This window comes from Streptomyces reniochalinae (assembly GCF_003323735.1).
GTDB lineage: Bacteria > Actinomycetota > Actinomycetes > Streptomycetales > Streptomycetaceae > Streptomyces > Streptomyces reniochalinae.
In genome coordinates this window covers 87,873-109,849 of sequence record NZ_QOIM01000036.1, presented here as the reverse complement: position 1 = coordinate 109,849, position 21,977 = coordinate 87,873, and the positions used below count along the sequence as shown (strand labels likewise).

Annotated in this window: 19 protein-coding genes; 7 read left to right on the top strand and 12 right to left on the bottom strand. The window is 71.6% G+C overall.

Features of this window, described 5'->3' with window-relative positions:
- Positions 1-134: 134 nt before the first annotated feature.
- Genes DQ392_RS16655 through DQ392_RS16645 form a run of 3 tightly spaced genes read right to left on the bottom strand, consistent with a single transcriptional unit; the run spans position 135 to position 2,250 of the window.
- Positions 135-965 carry a methyltransferase domain-containing protein gene (locus tag DQ392_RS16655; RefSeq protein ID WP_114016410.1) on the bottom strand — a complete coding sequence of 277 codons (831 nt, stop codon included), beginning with the start codon at positions 963-965 and terminating at the stop codon, positions 135-137.
- A 50-nt stretch (positions 966-1,015) separates the two neighbouring features.
- Entirely contained in the window at positions 1,016-1,573 is a 558-nt protein-coding gene (locus tag DQ392_RS16650) for a hypothetical protein (protein WP_114016409.1), read from the bottom strand.
- 47 nt (positions 1,574-1,620) lie between these two features.
- Positions 1,621-2,250 carry a TetR/AcrR family transcriptional regulator gene (locus DQ392_RS16645; protein ID WP_114016408.1) on the bottom strand — a complete coding sequence of 210 codons (630 nt, stop codon included), beginning with the start codon at positions 2,248-2,250 and terminating at the stop codon, positions 1,621-1,623.
- A 69-nt stretch (positions 2,251-2,319) separates the two neighbouring features.
- Between DQ392_RS16645 and DQ392_RS16640 the strand changes: the two genes are divergently transcribed.
- On the top strand, positions 2,320-3,759 hold the full coding sequence (locus DQ392_RS16640) for an FAD-dependent oxidoreductase (protein ID WP_114016407.1): 1,440 nt from the start codon (positions 2,320-2,322) through the stop codon (positions 3,757-3,759).
- A gap of 122 nt (positions 3,760-3,881) precedes the next feature.
- Here the strand turns inward: DQ392_RS16640 and DQ392_RS16635 are convergent, their stop codons facing one another.
- The 4 genes from DQ392_RS16635 to DQ392_RS16620 all read right to left on the bottom strand — a co-directional run bounded on the left by DQ392_RS16635 (position 3,882) and on the right by DQ392_RS16620 (position 7,839).
- Positions 3,882-5,369 carry a WD40 repeat domain-containing protein gene (locus tag DQ392_RS16635; protein WP_114016406.1) on the bottom strand — a complete coding sequence of 496 codons (1,488 nt, stop codon included), beginning with the start codon at positions 5,367-5,369 and terminating at the stop codon, positions 3,882-3,884.
- A 175-nt stretch (positions 5,370-5,544) separates the two neighbouring features.
- Complete coding sequence (locus DQ392_RS16630) at positions 5,545-5,754, bottom strand: hypervirulence associated TUDOR domain-containing protein (RefSeq protein WP_114016405.1); 210 nt, start codon at positions 5,752-5,754, stop codon at positions 5,545-5,547.
- Between the two features lie 124 nt (positions 5,755-5,878).
- Positions 5,879-6,628, bottom strand: coding sequence for a response regulator (locus DQ392_RS16625; protein ID WP_425470544.1), 750 nt, complete (start codon positions 6,626-6,628; stop codon positions 5,879-5,881).
- Between the two features lie 23 nt (positions 6,629-6,651).
- On the bottom strand, positions 6,652-7,839 hold the full coding sequence (locus DQ392_RS16620; protein ID WP_114016403.1) for a sensor histidine kinase: 1,188 nt from the start codon (positions 7,837-7,839) through the stop codon (positions 6,652-6,654).
- A gap of 297 nt (positions 7,840-8,136) precedes the next feature.
- Between DQ392_RS16620 and DQ392_RS16615 the strand changes: the two genes are divergently transcribed.
- The 3 genes from DQ392_RS16615 (at position 8,137) to DQ392_RS16605 (ending at position 13,152) form a co-directional block, all read left to right on the top strand.
- A complete protein-coding gene (locus DQ392_RS16615) occupies positions 8,137-10,650 on the top strand; it encodes an FtsX-like permease family protein (RefSeq protein ID WP_114016402.1) in 2,514 nt (837 codons plus the stop codon).
- Positions 10,651-11,045: 395 nt separating this feature from the next.
- A complete protein-coding gene (locus tag DQ392_RS16610) occupies positions 11,046-11,795 on the top strand; it encodes a BlaI/MecI/CopY family transcriptional regulator (protein WP_114016401.1) in 750 nt (249 codons plus the stop codon).
- A gap of 847 nt (positions 11,796-12,642) precedes the next feature.
- Positions 12,643-13,152 carry a GNAT family N-acetyltransferase gene (locus DQ392_RS16605; RefSeq protein ID WP_114016593.1) on the top strand — a complete coding sequence of 170 codons (510 nt, stop codon included), beginning with the start codon at positions 12,643-12,645 and terminating at the stop codon, positions 13,150-13,152.
- Here the strand turns inward: DQ392_RS16605 and DQ392_RS16600 are convergent.
- Complete coding sequence (locus DQ392_RS16600; protein WP_114016400.1) at positions 13,128-13,814, bottom strand: TetR/AcrR family transcriptional regulator; 687 nt, start codon at positions 13,812-13,814, stop codon at positions 13,128-13,130. The genes DQ392_RS16605 and DQ392_RS16600 overlap by 25 nt on opposite strands.
- A 52-nt stretch (positions 13,815-13,866) precedes the next feature.
- Here DQ392_RS16600 and DQ392_RS16595 point away from each other — a divergent pair, with 52 nt between their 5' ends.
- From DQ392_RS16595 to DQ392_RS16585, 3 genes are all read left to right on the top strand, one after another.
- A complete protein-coding gene (locus DQ392_RS16595; RefSeq protein WP_114016399.1) occupies positions 13,867-14,709 on the top strand; it encodes an alpha/beta fold hydrolase in 843 nt (280 codons plus the stop codon).
- A gap of 228 nt (positions 14,710-14,937) precedes the next feature.
- A complete protein-coding gene (locus DQ392_RS16590; protein ID WP_114016398.1) occupies positions 14,938-15,762 on the top strand; it encodes a SigB/SigF/SigG family RNA polymerase sigma factor in 825 nt (274 codons plus the stop codon).
- Positions 15,763-15,892: 130 nt separating this feature from the next.
- A complete protein-coding gene (locus DQ392_RS16585; RefSeq protein ID WP_114016397.1) occupies positions 15,893-16,735 on the top strand; it encodes an aminoglycoside phosphotransferase/kinase family protein in 843 nt (280 codons plus the stop codon).
- Positions 16,736-16,892: 157 nt separating this feature from the next.
- Here the strand turns inward: DQ392_RS16585 and DQ392_RS16580 are convergent, their stop codons facing one another.
- The 4 genes from DQ392_RS16580 to DQ392_RS16565 all read right to left on the bottom strand — a co-directional run bounded on the left by DQ392_RS16580 (position 16,893) and on the right by DQ392_RS16565 (position 21,811).
- Complete coding sequence (locus DQ392_RS16580) at positions 16,893-18,233, bottom strand: GH1 family beta-glucosidase (protein ID WP_245981614.1); 1,341 nt, start codon at positions 18,231-18,233, stop codon at positions 16,893-16,895.
- A gap of 132 nt (positions 18,234-18,365) precedes the next feature.
- The gene (locus tag DQ392_RS16575; RefSeq protein ID WP_114016592.1) at positions 18,366-19,205 is read right to left on the bottom strand and encodes a carbohydrate ABC transporter permease; all 840 of its coding nucleotides are present in this window, start codon (positions 19,203-19,205) and stop codon (positions 18,366-18,368) included.
- A gap of 151 nt (positions 19,206-19,356) precedes the next feature.
- Positions 19,357-20,376 (bottom strand): carbohydrate ABC transporter permease, encoded by a 1,020-nt coding sequence (locus tag DQ392_RS16570; protein ID WP_114016591.1) that lies wholly within the window; start codon positions 20,374-20,376, stop codon positions 19,357-19,359.
- Positions 20,377-20,494: 118 nt separating this feature from the next.
- Positions 20,495-21,811, bottom strand: coding sequence for an ABC transporter substrate-binding protein (locus DQ392_RS16565; RefSeq protein WP_114016395.1), 1,317 nt, complete (start codon positions 21,809-21,811; stop codon positions 20,495-20,497).
- Between the last annotated feature and the right edge of the window lie 166 nt (positions 21,812-21,977).

Genomic DNA, 21,977 nt, shown 5'->3' with positions numbered 1-21,977 from the left:
GCCGGAGAGTGGCGTCAGGGCGCCGGACGTCCGGCACCGCAGCCCCTCACCCTCGGCGAACGGAGCCGATGGCCAGGGCAGGGCCGGCGGAAGGCGTACGGGTCAGCCGGCGGCGCGCTCGCCAGGCCGCGTGCTCACCGGGCCGTGTGCGCCGCCTGGGGCCGTCGGCCCCAGGCGGAGACCATCGGGGAGGTGGCCAGGTCGAGGCCGCCCGCGGCGATGTTGGCCAGGTGGCGCTCGATCTCCTCGTGTGTGGCCAGCCCCGCGGCGACGAGCCTGTCGCGGACCTGGCGGACGGTGGCCTCCTCCAGCACGGCGCACGCGGGCGAGGTGATCGGGAAGTAGGCGTCCGCCTCCACGTCGGCCAGTCCGGCCTCGCGCAGCGTCCGCGGCAGCTTGCGCCCGTAGGCCAGGTCCGCGCCGCGCTGTTGCAGGAGCGCGCGGAATCCACGGCGGAGCCTGTTGGCCAACTCCTGCGCGGGCCCGTACTCCTCCGGGCAGATCCGGGGTTGCAGCGCCGGGTCGGCGTCCTCCACGATCAGCCACCCGCCGGGGCGCAGCGCCTCGACCATCGACCGCAGGGCCCTGTCCCGGTCAGCGACGTGGACCAGCACCAGTCGGGCGTGTACGAGGTCGAAGGGGCCACCGGGCGGGGGCGCCTCGGTCGCCACGTCGTGACGCAGCACCGCGAACCCTGCCGCCCGCCCCATCCACGAGGTGTCGATGTCGGTGGCCACCACGTGCCCGGCGGATCCGACGCGCTGGGCCAGCCAGGCCGGCACGGCGGTTCCGCCGGCGCCGGCCTCCCAGCACCGCCACCCCTCGGCGACGCCGACCGTCTCGAAGTGGCGGAACGTCGACGGGTCGAAGAGCTGGGACAGTGCGGTGAACCGCTCCCCCGCCTCGACCTGCCGGTTGTCCAACAGGTACCCCTCGTCTCCTGTGCCGTGCGTGTGGCGTGCCATGGCTCGATCATCGCACCCGGTCCTCGCGTGGCCGCGCCTGGCGCCTTCCCTCACCCGCGTGATCCGAGAAGCCGGGTCTGCTTGCGCTTGAGCTCGTCGAAGCGTGCGCGCACGTAGCGGGTGGCCGCACCGGCCGGGTACTCCTGGGGCAGTTGCGTACGGGTTCCGGTGACCCACCGGGGCAGCTCGATCTCGTCGATGGCGGAGAAGACGTACAGCTCCATCAGGAGTCCGGGCATCTCGGGCTCGACCAGCAGATCGGCCTTCGTAGTGAGGATCTGACGCATGGCCCGCTGGTTGGGCAGGATGATGGCCTCGGTCCAGGTCCGCCACTCGGCCAGTTCCTCGTCGGTGGGCGGCTGGTCACCGGGCCGGTCCGGGTGGTGCTGGAAGAGGTTGCGGCCGTCGTCGCGGGGGTGGAGCCGGCTGAACATGCGGTAGGCGCCGTGGTTGGCCTCGACCAGGGCCAGCAGGGGCCCGTACAGCTCGGCCAGCTGCCGGTTGAGCCGCTCCAGGCTGCGTTCGCGCTGGGAGAGACGCAGACCGTTGAGGTACGTCGCGAAGTAACCCGTCAGAGCGACGCAGAGTGTGATCACAGCACTTGTCATGAGACCCGAACACTAATACTCCCGCCGCAACGCCGGTGGAGCCGCGCCTACCGCCCGGCCGCCGTCCCGTGACGCAGCAGGTCGAAGGCGCGCTCGGTCGCGCTGACCGCCTCACGGTATCGGTCGTCGGCGGACGAACCGTCCATGAGGCAGGCGTGGTTCAAAAAGGCCAACTCGTGCTGCACGGCGAGCACCTGAGCCGCCGTGAGACGCGCGGTCAACGGGTCCGCTCCCGCCTCCCGCAGCGCCTCGGCCAGCGCGTCGACGCCCCGTGAGGCATACCGGGTCAGGCGCGCGGCCAGGCTCTCGGTGTCGAGGATCATCTGGAAGAAGGCCCTGGTCTCCGGGGTGTCATTGAGTCCGGTGTTCGGATCCCTCTGCTCCAAGGACGCCAGCTGGGCGTCGCGGAGGGCCTCCAGCGGATCCTGGCCGGCCGGGCGGGCGCGCACGATGCGGGCGGCCTCGCTCTCGTGGTCGGCGAACCGTTGCAGCACGAGGTCTTCCTTCGTCGGGAAGTAGGTGAACAGGGTCCGCCGGGAGACCTCCGCCGTGGCGGCGACCTCCGTGACGGAGACCTGGTCGAACCCCTTGGCCAGGAACAGGCGGATCGCCGTCTCGGCGATCGTCTCCCGCGTCCGTTCCTTCTTGAGCTCTCGCAGACCCGTCCGTTCGTTCATGCACTCAGTCTACCCAGGGCGAGGTAGACTGAGTGCATGTTTGCACTTGATGCGGAAAAGAGGGGTGAGATGCGTACCCAGGTGATAGTGGTGGGCGCCGGGCCGACCGGGCTGATGCTGGCCTACGAACTGGCCCTGGCCGGGATCTCGGTCGTGGTCCTCGAGAAGGAGCGTGAGCGCGGCACGCAGTCCCGCGCGGGAGGTCTGCAACCGCGCACGGCCGAGGTGCTCGACCTGCGCGGCCTCCTGGACCCACTGCTCGACGGAGTGCGGGCCCACCGCCCGGTCGGCGGCCACTTCGCCATGCTCCCCGTCGAGTTGGACTGCCGCCCCTGGAACACCCGCCACCCGTACCCGGTCAGGCTCCCCCAGGCGCGGCTGGAGGCCCACCTGGAACGGCTCCTCACCAGCCGAGGCGTTCCGGTGCTGCGCGGTCACACGGTCTCGGATCTCGAGCAGGACGCGCACTCAGTGCGGGCCGGGAACGTTCACGGCAGCTACCTGGTCGCCTGCGACGGCGCCCACAGCGCGGTCCGCTCCCTGCTGGGCGTGGACTTCCCCGGGAGGGCGGGCCGGATGTCCGCGGTGGCCGCCGACCTCACCCTCGCGTCCGTGTCCGAGGCCGTACCGACCGCACGCGGACACTTCAGTCGCTACCCCCGCTCAGCGGGCGGCTTCTTCTCGATCCTGCACCCTCTGGACGACGACGGCCTGTACCGCATGCTCTTCGGCAAGCTGTCAGGCGACGGCCCCCCACGTGAGGCGCCCGTCACCGCCGGGGAGGTCAGCGAAGCGCTCCGGGCCGTGTACGGGCCCCGGACGGAGCTGGCCGAACTGCGGGCAGCCTCGCGGTTCGGCGACGCCGTACGGCAGGTCGAGCGCTACCGCGAGAAGCGGGTCTTCTTCGCGGGGGACGCCGCGCACATCCACATGCCGATCGGCGGCCAGGGGGTGAACCTGGGCGTGCAGGACGCCGTCAACCTCGGCTGGAAACTCGCCGCCACGGTGCACGGCTGGGCCCCCGCGGGTCTGCTGGACAGCTACCACGACGAGCGGCATCCCGTGGCCGCTCGCGTGCTGCGGCACACCCGGGCGCAGGGACTGCTCCTGAACCCCGGGCACGACGAGGACGCCGGTGCGGTCCGAGACCTGATGACGGAGCTGCTGCGGCTGCCCGACACCAACCGCTACGTCTCCGGCATGATGTCAGGACTCGACCTCCGCTACCCCGGCCTCGGCCCCCGCCTCACCGACTACCACCTCACCACCGACGACGGCCCCGCCCGCGCCAGCGACCTGATGCACGCGGGCCAGGGACTGCTCCTCTCCCTGGACGGCAAGGAGAGGCGGCTGGGGAGCCGCTCCGGCCGGGTCCGGCACGTCACCGCGAAGACCGACGAGGACACGCAAGGCGCCGACGCCCTGCTGGTCCGGCCCGACGGTTACATCGCCTGGTCCAGCACGGACGCGGAACCCCTCGAAAGCGCCCTCACCCGATGGTTCGGCTGACTCGCCCGCGCCCCTCGGCGGACAGCGCCACGCGCAGCCGTCACCGGCGGCGAGGCGTCGGTGACGGCTGCCCAGTGGCCCCGGGTTCGGCGCCGGCCTCGCCGTGGCGGTCGCACAACCGGCTAGCGCGGCTCGCACACCTCGCGGTAGGCGAGTCGCGGCAGGTGCTCCTCCCACTCGGCGCGGGAGAGGACGCCACCGGTGCGGTCACACACGGAGTCCGCCGCACGGCCGGGTTCGAGGGTCCAGACCCGGGCTGTCAGGTCGTAGCCGACAGAGGCGACGGTGTCGCCGACGGGGCTGAACGCGACGGAGGTGACGGTGTCGAGATGCCCGGTCAGCGGCTGCCCGACGGGTTCGGCATGCGCCGGCTCTGCCACGTCCCACAGCCGGACCGTGGTGTCACCGCCGCCGGTGGCCAGCGTCTTTCCGTCCGGCGAGAAGGCCACGGTCCTGACCGGCCCGCGGTGCCCGGCCAACTCCTCGCCCAGCGGCCGCGCACGGCTGGGGCGGCGCACGTCCCACAGCCGCACCGTACGGTCGTCACCGCCGGTGGCCAGCGTCGCGCCGTCCGGCGAGAAGGCCACGGCGTTGACGGTGTGGTCGTACCCCCTCAGCGCACGGCCCGCGGGGCGTGCGCCCGCCTCGTCGCCCACGTGCCACAGCCGCACCGTGTGGTCCTCACCGCCGGTCGCCAGGGTGCGGCCGTCCCGGGCGAAGGCCACGGAGGTGACGGCCTCCTCGTGGCCGCGCAGCGGTTTGCCGAGCGGACTGACGTGCTGCGGCCGCCGGAGGTTCCACAGGCGCACCGTCTCGTCTCCTCCGGCGGTGGCCAGCGTACGGCCGTCCGGTGCGAAGGCGACGGCGAGAGCGCTCCCGTGGTGTGCGTCCAACGGCGAGCCGAGCGGGGAGGGACGGCGTGGCTCGGAGACGTCCCACAGCCGCACGGTGCCGTCCTTCGAGCCGCTGGCCACTGTACGGCCGTCCGGGGAGAAGGCGACTGCCCGCACCTCGTCGTCGTGGCCGGCGAGCATGCGCGGCAGCCGGCGCGGACGCCCCGGATCGCGTACGTCCCACAGGCGGACCAGTGCGTCGTCGGTGCTGGCGGCGGCGAGCAGGCGGCCGTCGGGGCTGTAGGCGACGGAGGTCAGAGGGTTGGTGAAGTCGGTGAGGACGGTCGGCGGCCGGTGCCAGAGGCGGACGCTGTGGTCCGCTCCGGTGCTGGCGAGGGTCTGGCCGTCGGGGCTGAACGCCACCTCCCAGACGGCCTCCGTGTGACCGGTCAGCGGCTCGCCGAGCTGTTGCGGGTACGCGGGGTTGGCGACGTTCCACAGGATCGGGGAGTCGTCCCTGCCCGCGGTCGCCAGGGTGCGGCCGTCGGAGCTGAAGGCCACCGACATCACGGCCTCGCCGTGTCCGGTGAGCGGCTCGCCCAGCGGGTGGAGATGCCCGGATTCTGACGCGTCCCACAGTCGCACGGTCTCGTCGAATCCGGCCGAGGCGAGGGTGTCACCGTCCGGCGAGAAGGCCAGTGTCCACACGGAGGCGGTGTGTTCGCGCAGCGGCTTGCCCAGCGGCGCGATGCCCTCGTCCCCGCCGAACCGCCACATCCGCACCGTCCCGTCGAAACCGGCCGAGGGACTGGCCGAACAGGGCCACGGCGAGGTCCGAGCCCTGCGAGGGGGGAGGGCTCGGGCCCGCCCCGTGTCCGCACAGCCGCGTACGGACCCGTCCGCGCGGTCCGGCGCGAACACCCTGCGTGGGGCAGGGACGGCACACCCGTCCCTACAGTTTCGTCAGGGCGTTCCCTTTGTGCATCGCGACGTGATCCGTCTTGTCGCTCTTGATCTCGTACTGGGGGTCGTCCTCGGTGCACCGGCGCATGTGGCCCTTGTACTCCACATCCATCGTGTGCTTCCTGACGATGACGCCTTCGACGTGTCCGGCCTCGGAGTTCCACCTGACGTGGTCTCCGACGGAGAAGTCCTTTCCCACCCCGGATCCCCTTTCGTCGATACGCGCTGTTCCTTGCCCATACGCGCTGTTGTCGTGGATACGCTGCGGGCACGTCCCCGGGTTCCCCTCGGCGCGGCAACCACGCCGGTGCCGTGGGTCCTGGTCAGTCCGGTCCGGCCGTGCAGACACCGTGCTCCCACGCCCAGGCGGCGATCTCCACCCTGTTCCGCGCGGCGAGCTTGCGCTGGACGTTGCCCAGGTGCGTCTTCACCGTCGACAGCGACACGTACAGTTCGGCGGCGAGTTCCTCGTTGGTGCGTCCCCGCGCCACCAGCCGGGTCACCTCCAGCTCCCGCTGCGTGAGCGGCTCGTGCGGTGCGGCGGGACCGCCGGACGACGGGCGGGGGCGACACCGCGCACGGTCGGTGTCGTGGTGTGTGCCGGGTGTGCGGTGCGCCGCGGGGTCGGTGTCGCCGCCCGTGGCCATCCGGGCGAGTAGCCGGACCGTTACGGACGGGGAGATCATCGCGTTGCCTGCCGCCGCGGCCCGTACGGCCTCGGTCAGCAGCCCCGGTGCTCCGTCCTTGAGCAGGAAACCGCACGCGCCGTCGCGCAGCGCGCGGTAGACGTACTCGTCGAGGTCGAAGGTGGTCGCGATCAGTACCTTGAGCGGGTCCTCGACGCCCGGGCCCGCGAGCAGCCGCGTGGCGTCCAGCCCGTCCAGGCCGGGCATCCGGATGTCGAGCAGGCACACATCGGGGCGCAGGCTGCGCGCCTGCTCGACGGCGGACGCGCCGTCCGCCGCCTCCGCGACGACCTCCAGGTCCGGCTGGGAGTCGAGGATCATACGGAACGCGGCGCGGACCATCTCCTGGTCGTCGGCGATGAGTACCCGGATCGTCATGCCGGACATGTTCCCAGGCACACAGGGCCGGCTCAGCGGCTCGGGGCGGCGTCCTTGGCCGGCAGCACGGCGAGGACGCGCCATCCGCCGCCCGGCCGCGGCCCTGTGGTGAGGGTTCCGCCGGTCGCCTCGACGCGCTCGGTCAGTCCGACGAGGCCGAACCCCCCGCCGTCCGCGGAGCCGGGTGCCGCCGTGTCCTGGGGTCCGTCGTCGGTCACCTCCACCTCCAGCGTGTCGTCAGGGCGCGGCACCACACGCACTGTGACGCGCGTGGCCTCGGGCGCGTGGCGGCGCACGTTCGTCAGCGACTCCTGCACCACCCGCTGCACGGTGGTTCCCGTCTCCGGGGGCAGAGGCCGCTGGGCCAGCCGCGGGTCGAGGCTGAGTTCGGCCCGCGCGCCGGTTCGGCCGAACTCCTCCACCAGGTCCCGCAGCACCTGCGGGTCGCCCGGTGGGCGCGTCGGAGCGGGCGCGGAGGTGTCCCGTAGTGAGGAGACCATCGCCCGCATCGAACCCAGTGCCTGCGAGCCGGCTTCCTCGATCTGCGCGAGCATCCGGTCCAGGTCCTCGGCCGACGGTGCCTGTCCGGCCCCGGCTGCGAAGCGCGCGGCGCGGGTGCGCGCGACGATGGCAGTGACGTGGTGGGCGACGAAATCGTGCAGGTCACGCGCGTAGCCCAGCCGCTGCTCGCGCAGGAAGGACTCCCGTTCCCGCGCGCGCAGCGCATCCCGCAGCCGCAGGCAGAGACCGAGCACGACGGCGAACGGCACACCGACGCAGGCGATCACGGTCATGACCAGCAGTGTCAGGCTGTCCCAGCGCTCGATACGCAGCGGGAGCGCCACAGCCGCGGCGGCGGACACGGCGCCCAGCAGCATCGCCTGCCGGGGTGGGCAGCGCCGCACGGCCCGGACGAGCACCATCAGCAGTGCTCCGGCCTCCACCATGCCGGGCGTGTTCTCCGGGCGGTGCGTCGTCAACGCCCCCACCGCGGTCACCAGCGCGGAGCCGGCCACGGCCCAGGCCGCCTGGCGCGGGAAGTGGCGCTGCGGCGCGGCCGGCGCGCTCAGGCACAGCAGGCCGGAGGCCATGGTCAGCGCGGCCACCGGCCGAAGCGGTGCGTTGAGCCCCTCCATGACGACGAGCACACCGAGCGCCGCGCCTGTCAGGCCCAGCAGCACGTGCCGCGGGCGGGGCCGGGCGGTGAGAGCGGAGATCATGCCAGGTCACGCTACGGCAGCACGGTTTCGTACACCTCGGTCATTCGGTCGAGGCGCCTCGTCGGGGATTCGGCAGTTCGGTCGATCCGCGGCGCCCTGCGCGGCGCCCAGGATCGTCACGGCAGGTGCTGCGAGGCATGCGGCCGCGTCCCGTCCGCCTGCCTGGCCCGCCTCTTGTTCCCTTCGCGCCTGTTCCACGTCGGCCCGTGCGCGTCCCGTCTGTCCCGCCGTTTCCCGCCTCTTCCCGTCCGATTCCCGTCCGATTCCCGTCCGATTCCCGTCCGAAGGACGCTACCGATGTTCCGCTCCGCACTGCGTGCTCTCGTCGCCCACAGGATCCGTTTCCTCCTTCCCGGCCTCGCTGTCGTGCTCGGTGTGGCCTTCGTGACGGGCTCGTTGCTCTACAGTCAGTCCGCCGCCGCGGCCTTGGACGGCGGCCGCGGTGGCGCACAGGCCGACGTCTCCGTCCGCATGGATCCCGGGCGCTCTTCCGGCGATGAGCGCACTCGCCTGGACGACGCGCTGCTGCGTCAGTTGCGCGCCCTGCCCGGTGTCGCCTCCGCCCGCGGCAGCGTGGAGGGCAGCGCCCACCTGGTCGGGCGGGACGGGGCCCTCGTGGGAGAACAGCGGCCGGCGATCGGGGTCAACTGGGTCCCCGGGCGGAACGGCACCGACCCCCGCTACCCGCTGACCGCCGGGCACGGTCCCCGTACCGGGGGTGAGATCGCCGTCGACGCCGGCGCCGCCGCCCGTGCCGGGCACCGGGTCGGCGACCGTGTGCGCGTCGTCGTCGAAGGCACGGCCCGCACCGCGCGGCTCGTCGGTGTCTTCGCCTCCGAGGACCCGCGTACGGCGACCGGCGGCACTCTCACCGCCTTCGACCCGCGCACCGCGCAGCACCGGTTCGCGGCCGCGCCCGGCACCTACGCGCAGATCGGTCTCACCGCCGCGCGCGGCACCTCGGCCGCCGAACTCGCCGAACGCGCTGCGGCGGTGCTGCCCGCGGACGCCGACGTCAGCACCCGCGCGGAGAACGACGCCGCCGCCTCCGCACTGAACGGCGGGGACAAACGCACCACCTTGCTGTTGGGCTTCGCCGGAGTCGCCCTCTTCGTGTCGACGTTCCTCATCGCCACGACGTTCACCATGCTCGGCGCGGCCCGCGCGCGCGAACACGCGCTGCTGCGCGCCGTCGGTGCCACGCGCCGGCAGGTGACCGGGCAGGTGCTCACGGAAGCGTTCCTCGTCGGCACGTTCGCCTCCGCACTCGGCTACGGGCTGGGGACCGGTGTCGCGGCGGTGCTGAACGCGCTGTTCGGCGTCACCGGCAGCGGCGGCGGACCGGCGGTGCCCCTGCGGCTGGACTCCGTCACCGCTCCCCTCGCGGCGTTCGGGGTCGGTATCGGTGTCACCATGGTCTCCGCCTACCTTCCCGCACGCCGCGCGGGCGCCGTGCCGCCCGTCGCGGCGCTCCGCACGGGAGGAGAGGGGCTGGGCCAGGGGCCGCTGCGCCGCCGCGGTATCGCCGGTACGGCCGTCACCGCGGCCGGCGTTGTTCTGCTCGCCATCGCGGCGGACGACCCGAACACGGTCTTCGCCGCCGCCCCCGTCCTTTTGCTGGGACTCATCCTGCTCGCTCCGTTGCTTGCCCTCTGCTTCACCTCCCTCCTGCGTGTGCCGCTGAGGCGCCTGGCCGGGGTGCGCGGCACTCTCGCTGTGGAGAACGCCCGCCGCAACCCGCGCCGCACGGCCGCGACCGTGACCACCCTGATGATCGGGCTCGCCATGGTCAGCGCGCTGACCATGGCCATCACCGCGGTCGACCACCACGACGAGCAGGAGGCCGCCGCCCGCATGACCTCGGACCTGCGCATCACCGCTGTCGACTTCGGTGAGATCGGCCCGGACACCGCGAAGAGGGTGGCGGAAGTGACCGGGGCACAGGCCGTCAGCCCTCTCGTCCGCGCCACACTCCGGCCGGCCGACGGTGAGGACGACCTGACCGTCACGGGCGTCGACCCCGGCACCGTCCGCGAGGTGACTTCGCTGACCGTCCGTGCGGGGTCCCTCGACCGCCTCGACGACGGCATCGCCGTCACCACCGACCTCGCGCGGGAACGCGGTTGGCGGCTGGGCACCCGCGTCACCGGCACGTTCGGCGGTTCCGGCACCCGGACCTCCCTGCCCGTCGTCGCGCTGTACGACGGTCCCGACACCGTGACACCCGCGCTCGTTTCCGCACACGACCTGCCCGAGCCCACCGTGGCTCAGGACAGTCCCCGCGTCGCCTCCGTGCTGGTCGATGCCGCGCCGGGACGCGCCGACGCGCTGCGCACACAGATCCGCGAGACGCTCGACAACCCCGCGCTCCTCGTCCAGGACCGCGCCGACGTGCGGGCCGCGGCGTCCGCCGGTACGGCCCCGCTGCTGACGCAGGTCTACGCGCTCCTCAGCGTCACCGTGGTCATCGGTTGCCTGGGTGTGGTCAACACCATGGGCATGGCGGTCCACGAACGTGTCCGGGAAATCGGGCTGTTGCGGATCATCGGCTGGGAGTGCGGCCGAGTCGGTCCCTTGCTGCGTCTCGAAGCACTGGTCATCGCGCTGCTCGGGTGCCTGCTCGGGCTGGGATCCGGCCTCGCCATCGGCACCGCGGCGGTGCTCGGCCAGGGCGGGTTGACGCTCGTCGTGCCATGGGCCCAACTGGCCGCCTCCGTCGCCGCGACGGCCCTGATCGGCACTCTCGCCTCCGTCGTCCCCGCCCGTCGGGCCGCTCGTATCCCGATGCTGCGCGCCACCAGCGCCGAGTGAACGGCCCGGATTCCGTCCCGGTGTTTGTTGTGTAGAGCCTGCGCTGAGGTGGCACATGTGGTGGTGAAGTCCCGTGCGCCGCTGCCATGTTGCAAGCCGCGGCATGACACCGGTATGTGCGGGTCCGAGAGCCAGAGCGACAAGTCCGCAACCGAGGAAAGCGGTGTTGCCGTGAGTGCGCGCAAGCGGGAAGGGAGCCACCACCACGTGCCGACATCACCACCCGCGGAACTACCGGTATTGCTCGGCCGTACTATCTCTATGGCCCAGCATGGTGTAGAAGTCACTGCACACTGTGGTGCGGCGGTGCCCGTGCCAGCGATGATGTGCCCCCGACTTCTCCGGCCCGCTCCCGGGCCCACTCACCGTCTCCCGATTGTGGAAAGGCAAACGCCATGACCGACACCACCACCCCCGCAGACCTCACGTCGCAGTACACCGAACGACTGACCGAAGACCTCGAACACAACACCAGCGAACAGGAGCGCCTCACCGCCGAGATCTCGGCAATGGAAGAGCGGTTGGCCGCATTGAAGCGCGACCACACCATTCTGCTGAACATGCAGCAGGCTTTGGGGGTGACGGTGGCACCCACCGCACCCAAGGATGCCGCTGCCGTGCCGTCCCCGCGCAAGAAGCCGGCCCGCGAGCCCGCCAAGCGCAAGCGGACGCGTGCGGCGGCGACCACGGCGACGAGCGGCGGCTCGGCGGACGCCGGCGCGGGTAAGACGGGCGCCGACGCGGGTAAGAAGACCGCCAACGCCGAGGAGAAGAAGTCCACACAGAACAAGAAGTCCGCGCCGAAGGCGACACAGAAGCCCGCCCAGAAGTCGGCCCGGAAGTCAGCCACGAAGCCCGCTGCCAAGCCGGTCCAGCCCACCCTGGTCGAACTCGTCCGCGCCCACCTGGAGCAGCAGGGCGAGCCGCGTTCGGCGGCGGAAATCACCACGGCTCTCGACAAGGAGCACCCCGGCCGCGCCGTGAAGACCACCGTCGTGCGCACCACTCTGGAGAACCTGGTGGCCAAGAACGCCGCCCAGCGCAGCAAGCAGGGCAGCTCGGTCTTCTACACCGCACTCACTCCGAGCGCCTCGACGACCACGGCAACGACCGGGAAACAGGGCGACAAGGACAAGGCCGAGTAAGAACCGCTCGGGATACGTTCGTCCCTGGAGACACGCGCGGTATCACTCAGGGAGCGGTGTCACCCAGGGACACGGCCGCTCGTCAACAGGCACACATCGATCGCCATGTGTGTGCCACATACCTCGGCCCCGCCCGCCGCCGCAGCAGCCGCATGAGACATGGGCTGGACCCCGTGACGGTGTCCGGGCGCACGCCGGTACGACACTTGCCCTCCTCGCTGCCGCTTCCCAGCACCACGAGTCGGGCTCCGCGGCGACACGGTGACGGCGGCAACACGGTGACGGCGGCCGGTGCGCGAGCGCTGTGATGCCGAGGCGGACACATCCGGCACGTAGCCGCACGCACCCGGCCGCCCGCACCCGCCACCCGTCGCCCGCCACCCGCCACAGCTGGAGCCGCGCCGCGCGCCGCCGCTCCGCCCAGGCGGCGACCGGGCCCGCGGGGAAGGCGCGTGTTACGTTGGGCCGCGCAGCGGCGACCGGGCCGGCTGCGGGGACCGATGGGGGAGGTGAGTTGATGACCGTCGTAGAGGCCACTGCCGTGTGCGGTGCCCGCCGGACCATCCTCACGTCCCGGGCCCCGGTCTGACCCGAAGCTGACCCCCGTTGTGTGCGAGCCCTGACGGCTCACGGACGGGAGCACCGGCGTGCGCATCGGGGTCCCCGTTCAAGGGCCTTCACGTTGCCTCAAACCTTGTCTCAACCTCTTACTCATCGCGCCCGGCCCATCTCGCGGCGGACCACGGCTGCGACGAGGCGTGTGTCCACGCCTTCGCGCCCCCAGGCCCTGCGGGCCGCCGGTCGCTGCCACCTCCTCCCCCACCACGACGACGAGAGCGATGACTCCATGACCACGTGGACCACACGGACCGAGACCGTCGACGACATCACCGCCATCCGCGACATCGTCCTCGCGGCGTTTCCCACCCCGGAGGAAGCCGACCTCGTCGAAGCCCTGCGCGCCGACCCGGAGGCGTGGATCGACGGCCTGTCCATGGTGGCCACCGCTCCTGACGGCACGCCGGTCGGACACGCGCTGCTCACCCGCTGCCACGTCGACGGCCGACCCGCCCTCGCGCTGGCCCCCTGCGCGGTGCTGCCGTCGTTCCAGCGCACCGGCGCCGGGTCCGCCGCCATCCGTGCCGCGCTCGACGCCGCGAGGCACATGGGAGAGCACCTCGTCGTCGTACTGGGGCACGCCGGCTACTACCCGCGGTTCGGTTTCACCCGCGCCTCCCGCCTCGGCATCCGCGCGCCCTTCGAGGTGCCCGACGAGGCCATGATGGCCATGCCTCTCGACGAGACACGCGACCTCCCCACAGGCACCATCCGCTACCCGGCCGCGTTCGGCGTCTGACGCGCACGCGGTGGCCCGGGGCTCTCTCCCCGGGGCACCGGCGCGTGGTGGCGCTGCCCGGTCTGTGCGCGCGTCCGGGCCGGTGTCTTCGGCTGTTCGTCGCGCAGCGAAGCGACGTAGGTCCCGAGCGTGCGTCCGGCGGCCCGGAACGGCTCGGCCGAGCGCATCCCCCGGGCGAGGATGAACGCTCCTTCGAGGGCGGACAGCACGGCGAAGACGACGGTGCGGGAGTCCGCCTCGGACAGCCCGCGTGCGGTGAAGTACCGGCTGCCCACCTCGACCCAGGTCTCCATCACCTCCGCCGCGACCTTGCGCAGTTCGGGCTCGGTGTCGGCGGTCTCGGCTGTGACCGTGCCGACCGGACACATGTTGGCCCACCCCGTGTCGCGCATGTCCTCGGCGGCTTCGGCGAACAGGGACTCGATACCGGTCGCGAGATCGTCGTGTGCGTCGAGCAGCAACGGCAGCAGCTGGATGTACGCGGCTCCGGTCTGCCGCAGCGCGGCCGCCGCGATCTCGCGCTTCCCTCCTTTGAAGTGGTGGTAGAGGGATCCGGTGGGCGCGCCTGCCGCGCGGGCGAGTTGGTTGATGCCCGTGGCGGCGTAGCCCTGCTTGCGCAGAAGTTCCGCCATCGCCAGGGCGATCCGCTCGTCGGTGTCCATGCGTCCATGGTAGAACGGTCTCTCTAGAGAGACCGTTCTACCGGGAGCTGCTATGCGCGAAGTCGAGGTGCCTGCCGGTGTCATCGAGTACGACACGGTGGGCTCTGGCCCACCGGTCGTGATGCTCCACGGGCTGCTCATGGACCACACGGTGTGGGACCGTGTGCTGCCCTTGCTGCCGCCCGGATTCACCTACGTACGCCCCGTGCTGCCGCTGGGGTCCCACCGGCGGCCGATGAACCCGGACGCCGACCTGACCCTGCGCGGACAGGTTCACCTCGTTGCCGACTTCCTCGACGCCCTCGCCCTGGACGCGGTCACGCTGGTGCACTCCGACTGGGGCGGGGCGCTGTTTCTCACTGCCCGAGGCCGGGACCAACGTGTCGCCCGGCAGGTGATCCTCCCGTGCGAGGCGTTCGACAACTTCCCGCCCGGCCTGCCCGGCAAGATGGTGACCCTCGTCGCCCGCGTCCCCGGTGGGCTGCGGTTCGCCGCCCGCCAACTGCGCGTCGGCGCGCTGCGCAGGCTGCCGGTGCTGTTCGGGCAGATGGCTCGCCGCCCGGTGCCGGACGACCTGGTGCGCGGCTGGACCGCACCTCTCCTCCGGGAACCCGGCGTCCGGCGCGACCTTCTGGCCTACTGTCGCAGCGCCCTGGACAAGGAGGAACTCGTACGCGACACCGAGGCGCTGCGCGGGTTCACGGGCGAGACCCTCGTCCTGTGGTCGCCCGGCAACCGCGTGATGCCACCCGAGCACGGCCACCGCCTGGCGCGGTTGCTGCCGGCCGGCCAGTATGCCGAAGTACCCGACGCGCACGTGCTGTCCATGCTGGACGAGCCCGAGATCGTGGCGCGTGAGATGGGCCGCTTCCTCACCTCTCCCCCGGCCCGGTAGCCGACCGGCAGCCGATCCGTAGCCAGCCGGATGCCGTCGATGCCCGATCCGAGACCTGTGTGGCTGTGAGGTTTAGGGGGCCGCATGGCGGTTAGAAGGCTGACCACGTGCTTGGGAGGACAGGCACATCCGCGGGAGGCGACCGTTGACGGCGCCCTGGGTGTGTCACCCGAGCCGCTGCTCCCGCGGTGGTCCACGTGTCAGCGACACCGCAAGGAGGCAGTTTCCATGTCTGCCGTTCGGTACCGTCCCCAGCGAGCCCGCCACAGCCACAACGACGCCCCCGACACCGCAGAGGACTTCAAGCGCCTGGCAACCCTCCCGCACGGACCGGAGCGCGAGGAGTTGAGCGCCCGGCTGGTGGAGGCGTGGCTGCCGATGGCACGGAGGCTGGCCGCCAAGTACCGCAATCGCGGCGAGAACCTCGAAGACCTGGAACAGGTGGCGTCCCTCGGCCTGGTCAAGGCCGTCGACCGCTACGACCCCGCACAGGGCACCCCGTTCGTGCCCTACGCCGTGCCCACCATCACCGGCGAGATCCGCCGCCACTTCCGCGACCACACCTGGGATGTCCACGTACCGCGCCGCGTGCAGGAGATGCGCAACAAGGTGCGCGCCGCCGTCCGAGAGCTGACCACGGCGGCGGACGACCACATGCCCTCGGCCGAGCGGATCGCCGAGCACACAGGACTCACCCAGGAAGAGGTGGCCACCGGCCTGGAGGCCATGGACAGCTTCCGCAGCCTCTCCCTGGACGCGGCCACCACCGGCTCCGACGACGGGTTCTCCCTGGCCGACACGCTCGGCAGCAAGGAAGCCGGCTTCGACACCGTGGTCGCCCGCGAGGCGGTCAAGCCGTGTCTGCGTGCGCTGCCCGAGCGGGAACGCAAGGTGCTCTACCTGCGCTACTTCCGCGACATGACCCAGTCGCGGATCGGCAAGGAGCTCGGCATCTCCCAGATGCACGTCTCCCGCCTGCTGTCCAAGAGCTGCGACCGCGTCCGCCGCCAGGTCGAACACGGGCGCCCCGCCACACGCACGCACCCGGCCTGATCATCGTGGGGGCCTCACCCGCCATGGCGGGTGAGGCGCCCATCGCAGCGCGGGGTGGGCGACCGCCCGGGACCGTCCGAGCCGATCGGTGGTCGAATGGGTGGGACACTCGGCAGCGAGGGAGAACGGTATGGATCCGTCAGGGCTGAGCCGCGCGGTTGAGACGGGACGTACGGCGGCTTCGGATCTGGGCCTTCAGGTCGACGATGTGACCGTCGTGCACAACTCGGACCGCGTCGCGCTGCGCCTGCTTCCCTGCGATGTCCTTGCCCGGGTCGCGCCGTTGGGGCAGCTGGCCGACTCCGAGTTCGAGGTGGAGCTCGCTCGCCGCCTCGCCGACGTCCAAGCTCCCGTCGCTGAGCTGGAGCCCCGGGTCGAGCCCGTGGTCCATGTGCGCGATGTCTTCGCCGTCTCGCTGTGGACCTACTACCCGCCTGCCGGACCCGAGATCGCGGCGGCCGACTACGCGGAGGCGTTTTTGCGACACCACGCTGCACTGCGCCGGCTCGACCTGGACGCCCCGCACGTCACCGGCCGGGTCGCCGTGGCGCTGAGGGAGGTGAACGACCGGGAGCGGTCTTGCGAGCTGTCCGATCCCGACCGGGCACTTCTCAGCGGCACACTCGCTGGGCTGAGCACCGCGCTCGGCGGCGAAAGAGCCGGCGACCAGTTGCTGCACGGCGAGCCGCACCCGGGCAACCTCCTGAACACCAGGAGAGGGCCGCTTTTCGTGGACCTCGCCACGTGCTGCCGCGGGCCGGTGGAGTTCGACCTCGCGCACGCGCCCGAAGAAGTGGCAGAGCACTATCCGGGGGCTGACCGCGGGCTCATCCACCGCTGCCGCGCCCTGAACTGGGCGATGTTCTGTGCCTGGCGCTGGCGCCGAGACGACCAGATGCCCGACCGGGATCACTGGAGAGCGGAGGGGCTCCACCAGGTGCGGGCTGCGCTCGATCGCTGCGGACAGGGCTGAACCGGAGACGTTGGTCGCTGCCTCCGGTTCTCCCCCGTGACCCGTTCCCCGTCCGGCCTGCCGCCCCGCCCCCGTGTCCCGCGGCGTCCGGCGTCCGGCGTCCGGCGTGTGGACGGTACGGACGGTGCCGGAGGGGCGCGCCGAGGGGACGTGGGTGTCAGGCCGCCTTCCGTGCCCTCGCCCGGTGCGCCGACGCGAGGTCGGCGAAGCGGCGGCCGCTGCTCTTGATCGTGCGGCGCTGCGTCGGGTAGTCGACGTGCACGAGGCCGAACCGTTGCGCGTAGCCGTACGCCCACTCGAAGTTGTCCAGCAGCGACCAGGCGAAGTACCCGGCCAGTGGTACGCCTTCGCGGACGGCGCGGCCGCAGGCTGCCAGGTGCTCCTCCAGGTAGCGGACGCGCTCGGGGTCGTGGATGTGGCCGTCAGGGCCGACGGTGTCGGGGTAGGCGGCGCCGTTCTCGGTCACGTAGAGGCAGCGGGCGCCGTAGTCGTCCGTCATCCGGCGCAGTGTCCTGGTGAGCCCTTCCGCGTGCACCTCCCAGCCCATGCCGGTCACCCGCGCCTCCTTCGCCAGTGCGGCGGGCCGCGCCTTGGGGAAGGGGCCTTCCGGGTCGTCGCGCAGGACGTTGCGGAAGTAGTAGTTGAGGCCGAGCCAGTCCAGCGGGGCCGCGATGGTCTCCAGGTCGCCGTCGCGGGCGGGCGGCTCGGTGCCGTACAGCGCGACCATGTCGGCGGGATAGCCACGTCCGTGGACGGGGTCCAACCACCAGCGGTTGACGTGGCCGTCGGAGCGCCGCGCCGCGGCGACGTCGGCCGGATCGTCGGAGGCGGGTTCGCAGTGGGTGAGGTTGTTGACCAGGCCGACGCGGGCGCCGGGCGCGTGGGCGCGCAGCGCCTGGACCGCGTACCCGTGTCCCAGGTGCAGGTGGAAGGAGGCGCGTACGGCGGCGGTCATGTCGGTCAGACCGGGCGCCATCCGGCCCTCGTAGTGCCCGATCCAGGCGGAGCACAGCGGCTCGTTGAGGGTGGCCCAGTGGTGGATGCGGTCGCCGAGCCGGGCGGCGACGACCGCAGCGTACTCCCCGAACCGTTCGGCTGTCTCCCGCGCGGGCCAGCCGCCCCGGTCCTGGAGGATCTGCGGCAGGTCCCAGTGGTAGAGGGTGGCGAAGGGGGTGATGCCCGCCTCCAGCAGGGCGTCGGTCAGCCGGTCGTAGAAGCTCAGGCCCCGCTCGTTGACCCGGCCGCCGCCGTCGGGCAGCACCCGTGGCCACGCGAGGGAGAACCGGTAGGCGTCGAGCCCGAGTTCGCGCATGAGCTTCAGGTCCTCGGGCCAGCGGTGGTAGTGATCGCAGGCCACGTCTCCGGTGTCGCCGCCGTCCACCTTGCCCGGGGTGTGGCTGAAGGTGTCCCAGATGGAGGGCGAGCGGCCGTCCTCGGCGACCGCGCCCTCGACCTGGTACGCGGCGGTCGCGGCGCCCCATACGAAGTCGTCGGGCAGGTCAGCGGTGCTCTCGTGCGGCCGGTCGGAGGAAGGGGCGGGCGGTGCGCAGCGGTGCGTCTCGGACACGGAGATCCTTTCGCAGGGAACAGCGGGTCGCCCGGGGCGGGCGCCCCGGCCCGGCGGCTGAGGTCACTTGACGGAGCCGGCGGTCAGGCCGGCGACGAGGTAGCGCTGGAGGAGCAGGAATCCGGCGACGATGGGCACGCTCACCACCAGCGAGGCGGCCATGACCTGGTTCCAGTAGACCTCGGTCTGCGTGGAGTAGCCCTGGAGGCCGATGGAGAGCGTGCGGGTGACGTCGTTGGTCATCACCGAGGCGAACAGCACCTCGCCCCAGGCGGTCATGAACGCGTAGATGCCCACGGCGACGATGCCAGGGGTGGCGGCGGGTACGAGGACGCGGAACAGCGCGCCGAGCGCTCCGCACCCGTCCACCTGGGCGGCCTCGTCCAGATCGCGGGGGATGGAGTCGAAATAGCCTGCCAGCATCCAGATGGACAACGGCAGGGTGAAGGTCATGTAGGTGAGGATCAGCGCGCCGCGTGAGCCGTAGAGGGCGATGCCGGTGGCGTTGCCGATGTTGACGAACAGCAGGAACAGCGGCAGCAGGAAGAGGATGCCGGGGAACATCTGCGTGGAGAGCACCGTCACGGTGAACACGCGCTTGCCCCGGAAGCGGTAGCGGCTGACGGCGTAGGCGGCGAAGGTCGCCACGACCACCGAGCACAGCGTCGCGGCGGCGGAGACGATGAAGGAGTTGAGGAAGTACCGGCCCAGCGGCACCGTCTCCCAGATGTCCAGGTAGGGGCGGATCGTCAGATGGGCGGGGATCCAGCGGAAGGAGCCTGTCACGTCCTGGAGCGGCTTGAGAGAGCTGCTGAGCATCACGTAGAGCGGGGTGGCGGCGAAGACCGCCAGGAGCGTCAGCAGGATCCGCCGGGTCCACAGGAACGAGACGGGCGCCGCCATCGGGCTGCGCACCGGGCGTCCGCGCCCCGTGCGGCGGGCGCGGCCGGCCGTACGCCGTGCGCTGCCGAGCCGATCGGCTGCGCCACCACGGGTGGAGGCGGCGGGGGTGACGGACGCGGTGGTGGTGACGGACGCGGGGGTCGGGACGCCCTCAGACATGGACCCTCTTCCTTCGCCTGGTACCGCGGGACCGGGTGGCGCGCGGGGCGCGTTCCCTGGTCAGCAGCAGATACGCCGCCGTGACCAGCAGCAGGAACAGCAGCAGCAGGACGGACTTCGCCGAGCCGGCACCGAAGTCCCAGGTGGCGAAGGACGACTGGTAGATGTGCAGGGAGATCAGGTCGGCCGACTCGGGAGCCGACTTACCGAACAGCACGAAGGGGACGTTGAAGTCGTTGAACGTCCACAGGAACAGCACCAGGACCAGAACCTGGTTGACCGGCCGCAGCGCGGGCAGCGTGATGTGCCGGATCTGCCGCCACATCCCGGCGCCGTCGATCGCGGACGCCTCGTAGACGTCCCGTGGGATGTTCTGCAAGGCGGCCGTCAGCATCAGGAAGGCGAACGGCCAGGTGCGCCAGACCGAGACGACGACCAGGGAGACGAAGCTGTTGTCCCCCACGAGCCAGAAGGTCGGTGCGTCGGTGAGCCCGAGTTGGTCGTGCAGCACGTGGTTGACCAGCCCGTTGTCCCGCTGGAGCAGGAACGACCAGGTGATGACGGCCGCGTAGACGGGCAGCGCGTACGGCGTGAGGAACAGCGCGCGCAGCAGCCCCCGGCCGCGGAAGGTGTCCTGCATCAGGATCGCCGCGGTGGCACCCAGCAGCCAGGCGAGTCCGACGGCGAGTACGGTGAAGGCGCAGGTGATGGCGAAGGAACGGAGTAGTGCCTCGCCCACGGGGGCGTTGACGTCCACGGCGATGTGGAAGTTGTCCAGCCCGGCCCAGGGCGCCGCGCCCCAGTTGCGGATGTACTCCTGGGTCAGGTCCCGGAACGCCATCGTGATGCCGGTGACCATCGGAACGATGTGCACCAGCAGTTCGAGCACCAGCGCCGGCACGAGCAGCAGGTAGGGCAGCCCCGCGTGGCGTACCCGGTCGCGCAGCGCGGACGCGCCGCGTTCCCGTGACGGAGGCGGTGGCGGAGCGGGGGCGTGACCCGGGCTCGCCAGGGTGTCCTGCCGCGCGTCCTTCGCCGCGCCGGCGGGCGCGGGAGGAGGGAGGGCCGAGGTCCCGGGGTCCGGCACCGGCGCGGCGGTCGAGGGGCGGTTTCCGCGGGGCACGGCAGCGTCACTTCCGCATCTGCTGCTGGGCCTTGGCGAGCCGTTCGCGCACGGAGTCGGTGGTGACCTCCCGGCCCGCGGCCGCCTGGGCGAACAGCTCCTTCATGGCGGTGCCGACCAGCGTCTCGAACTTCGACTCGTCGGGCACCTGCGGCAGCGGGGCGGCGCTGTCGGCGAGTACGGAGCGCATCACCTTCTCGTCCTTGTCGCGGGGCGCCGCCTTCTGCGCGGCCCGCACTGGGGACAGGGACCCGTAGGTGGTGTTGAGCTTGTGCTGCTCGGCGTCCGAGGTCATGAACTTCACGAACTTCAGCGCGCCGTCGATGTTGTCGGTGTTCTTGAAGACGGCCAGGTTGATGCCCGCGACCATGGACGTGGTGCCCCGGTCGCCGGTGTCGGAGACCGACTGCACGGGGACGGGGGCGACGCCGTAGTCGGCCGGCTTCATGCCGTTGCCCAGCAGCTGGGAGCCGGCGGCCTGCCACAGCAGCATCCCGGCCTTCCCCTTGGCGAAGTCGCGCACCGACTGGCGGGCCGCGTACTCGGCGTTCCCCTTCGCGGAGATCCGGTCCTCGGCCAGGAAGTCCACGTACTGCTTGACGGCCTTGACGTTGCCCGGCTTGTCGAAGGTCGGCTTGCCCGAGGCGTCGAAGAAGTCGGCTCCGTGCTGTTTGGCGAACACGAAGGCGTGGTGGGCGTTCTCGACCGGGTCGCCCGCTTCCAGCGCGAGTCCGTAGTGCCCGTCGTCGGTCAGCTTCTCGCCTGCGGCGACCAGCTCCTTCCAGGTCTTGGGCGGCTCGTCGATACCGGCCTGCCGGAACATCTGCTTGTTGTAGTAGAGCGCGTAGGTCAGCGAGTAGAGCGGCACGGCGGCCGGCGGCTTGCCCTCGGCGCCGGTCGCGGCGAGTGCGGAGGGGCTGAACCGGCCCTTGCCGCCGATCTTCGCCATGTTCTTGCCGTCGAAGGGCAGCAGCGCGTCGCTCTTTTGGAGTGACGAGGACCAGGTGTTGCCGATGTTGAGGACGTCGGGGCCCTGCCCGGACGAGGCGGCGGCAAGGATGCGGTCGAGCAGGCTGGACCAGGGGATGACCTCCAGCTTGACCTTGATCCCGGTCTGCTTCTCGAACTTGGCCAGCTCCGGTTTCAGGATCTTCTTGTCCTTTTGGAGGCTGGACGCCTGGTTGGTCGCCCAGTACGTCAGCTCCTTGGGTTTGTCGTTGCTGCCCGCGCCGTCGGTGGTCGTTCCCCCTCCGCAACCGGAGGCGAGCGCGGCTGTCAGTGCGGTGGTGAGCGCGGCGGCTGCCGCCGTACGGAATCTGCGCATGGCCTGTGGCACCTCCGGGAGGCGTGGGGAAGCGTCGAGCCTCAAGGCCGGGGCGTTAACCCCCTGAAGGCGGCTCGTACTTAACTTGGAGCGTGAGTTAAGTAGTGAAAGAATTGCCCGTCAAGACATCGCGCACCGGTAAGTTGCCCCGCGGACCGCGCGACCG